Below are 2,670 nucleotides of genomic sequence, written 5' to 3'. Positions count from 1 at the left end.
ATAGGGTTAAAAGAGCAAACCCGGGGAACTGAAACATCTAAGTACCCGGAGGAAAGGACATCAATAGAGACTCCGCTAGTAGTGGCGAGCGAACGCGGACCAGCCGAGCCTGAAATGTGACCAGAACGAGTTGGAAAACTCGGCCAGAGCGGGTGACAGCCCCGTATGGGAAGCATGACGGGACGTATCAAGTAGGGCGGGACACGTGTAATCCTGTCTGAAGATCGGGGGACCACCCTCGAAGGCTAAGTACTCCTTACTGACCGATAGCGAACCAGTACCGTGAGGGAAAGGTGAAAAGCACCCCGACGAGGGGAGTGAAACAGTACCTGAAACCGAACGCCTACAATCAGTCGGAGCTTCCTTGAGAAGTGACGGCGTACCTTTTGTATAATGGGTCATCGACTTGGTCTCACGAGCAAGCTTAAGCCGGTAGGTGTAGGCGCAGCGAAAGCGAGTCTTAATAGGGCGCATGAGTTCGTGGGATCAGACCCGAAACCGAGTGATCTAGGCATGTCCAGGATGAAGGTGCGGTAACACGCACTGGAGGTCCGAACCCACACCTGTTGAAAAAGGTCGGGATGAGGTGTGCCTAGGGGTGAAAGGCCAATCAAACTCGGAGATAGCTGGTTCTCTGCGAAATCTATTTAGGTAGAGCGTCATCCGAATACCCCGGGGGGTAGAGCACTGGATGGGTAATGGGGCCCCACAGGCTTACTGATCCTAACCAAACTCCGAATACCCGGGAGTACTAGATGGCAGACACACGGCGGGTGCTAACGTCCGTCGTGGAGAGGGAAACAACCCTGACCTACAGCTAAGGCCCCTAATTCATGGCTAAGTGGGAAAGCAGGTGGGACGACCAAAACAACCAGGAGGTTGGCTTAGAAGCAGCCATCCTTTAAAGATAGCGTAACAGCTCACTGGTCTAATCAAGTTGTCCTGCGGCGAAGATGTAACGGGGCTCAAGCCATGAGCCGAAGCTTAGGATGCGCATAGCGCATGGTAGCAGAGCGTGGTGTGACATAATCCCATGTGTCCTTATGCCCTTCGGGGCTATTGGACACGCGGGGTTTTCTGTGAAGCCGGGGCGTGAGCCATCCGGTGGAGAGATCACCAGCGAGAATGATGACATGAGTAGCGATAAACAGGGTGAGAGACCCTGTCGCCGAAAGTCCAAGGGTTCCTGCTTAAAGTTAATCTGAGCAGGGTAAGCCGACCCCTAAGGCGAGGCCGAAAGGCGTAGTCGATGGGAACCAGGTTAATATTCCTGGGCCAGATGGAAGTGACGGATCACGGACGTTGTTCAGCCTTATCGGATTGGCTGGGCAGCCAGGTGGTCCCTGGAAATAGCTCCATCATGAGATCGTACCCTAAACCGACACAGGTGGACTGGTAGAGAATACCAAGGCGCTTGAGAGAACGATGTTGAAGGAACTCGGCAAAATACCTCCGTAAGTTCGCGAGAAGGAGGCCCGGTTTTCACGCAAGTGGGGGCCGGGGGCACAAACCAGGGGGTGGCGACTGTTTACTAAAAACACAGGGCTCTGCGAAGTCGCAAGACGACGTATAGGGTCTGACGCCTGCCCGGTGCCGGAAGGTTAAAAGGAGAGGTGCAAGCCTTGAATTGAAGCCCCGGTAAACGGCGGCCGTAACTATAACGGTCCTAAGGTAGCGAAATTCCTTGTCGGGTAAGTTCCGACCTGCACGAATGGCGTAACGACTTCCCCGCTGTCTCCAACATCGACTCAGCGAAATTGAATTGCCGGTCAAGATGCCGGCTTCCCGCGGTTAGACGGAAAGACCCCATGCACCTTTACTACAGCTTCACACTGGCATCAGGACTGCGATGTGCAGGATAGGTGGTAGGCAATGAAGCGGGAACGCCAGTTCCCGTGGAGCCTTCCTTGAGATACCACCCTTCGCACTCTTGATGTCTAACCGCGGACCGTCATCCGGTTCCGGGACCCTGTGTGGCGGGTAGTTTGACTGGGGCGGTCGCCTCCCAAACAGTAACGGAGGCGCGCGAAGGTTGGCTCAGAACGGTCGGAAATCGTTCGTCGAGTGCAATGGCATAAGCCAGCCTGACTGCAAGACTGACAAGTCGAGCAGAGTCGAAAGACGGCCATAGTGATCCGGTGGTCCCGAGTGGAAGGGCCATCGCTCAACGGATAAAAGGTACGCTGGGGATAACAGGCTGATACTGCCCAAGAGTCCATATCGACGGCAGTGTTTGGCACCTCGATGTCGGCTCATCTCATCCTGGGGCTGGAGCAGGTCCCAAGGGTATGGCTGTTCGCCATTTAAAGAGGTACGTGAGCTGGGTTTAGAACGTCGTGAGACAGTTCGGTCCCTATCTTCCGTGGGTGTAGGATACTTGAGAGGAGTTGCCCCTAGTACGAGAGGACCGGGGTGAACGATCCACTGGTGGACCTGTTGTCGTGCCAACGGCAGTGCAGGGTAGCTATGATCGGACAGGATAACCGCTGAAGGCATCTAAGCGGGAAGCCCCCCTCAAAACAAGGTATCCCCGAGGACCGTGGTAGACCACCACGTCGATAGGTCGGAGATGTAAGCGCAGCAATGCGTTCAGTTGACCGATACTAATGGTCCGATAGGCTTGATCCGATCCAGAAACAGCAAGGCTGGATCCGAAAGCATACACGCCAA

Annotated in this window: 1 rRNA gene; it reads left to right on the top strand. The window is 54.9% G+C overall.

The window, feature by feature from the left end:
- A 23S ribosomal RNA gene (locus tag CJ301_RS18245) occupies positions 1-2,628 on the top strand.
- The last annotated feature ends 42 nt before the right edge of the window (positions 2,629-2,670 follow it).

The organism is Limimaricola cinnabarinus, from assembly GCF_002723615.1.
Lineage (GTDB): Bacteria > Pseudomonadota > Alphaproteobacteria > Rhodobacterales > Rhodobacteraceae > Limimaricola > Limimaricola cinnabarinus_B.
Note: the sequence above shows the minus strand (reverse complement) of the source record. Positions and strands in the feature narration are given on the sequence as shown.